Raw genomic sequence first — 312 nt, forward strand, 5'->3', positions numbered from 1 at the left:
AGCGCCGACCGCCGGTTCGGTGATCCTGGCCGCCATCGCCCTGAAGATCGGTGGCTATGGCTTCCTGCGCTTCAACCTGCCGATCGTCCCGGACGCTTCGCAGGAATGGGCCTGGCTGCGGGCACCAACCCGGCCTACGGCCCCGGCGCCGGCGGCTGCATCCCGTGGAACCCGGCCATTCCGTTCGGCCGCACCGGTGATGGCGAGGAGATTACGATGGCCGAAGTGCTGGCCAATGTGCAGGCGGCCAGCAACGGACTTCCGGAACTGGTGGGCGAATTGGCGCGGGGGTGATTGTCTTCCCTGAGCAAG

The 312-nt window shown here is 67.6% G+C and carries 2 pseudogenes; both read left to right on the forward strand.

The features are described from left to right. A pseudogene (locus ABGA94_RS22065) lies at window positions 1-118 on the forward strand (proton-conducting transporter membrane subunit); the annotation flags it as partial. 77 nt (window positions 119-195) lie between these two features. Further along, window positions 196-294 (forward strand): annotated as a pseudogene (locus ABGA94_RS22070) (S-methyl-5'-thioadenosine phosphorylase); the annotation flags it as partial. Between the last annotated feature and the right edge of the window lie 18 nt (window positions 295-312).

Source organism: Stenotrophomonas sp. 3diitr2024 (assembly GCF_042136455.1).
Lineage (GTDB): Bacteria > Pseudomonadota > Gammaproteobacteria > Xanthomonadales > Xanthomonadaceae > Stenotrophomonas > Stenotrophomonas sepilia.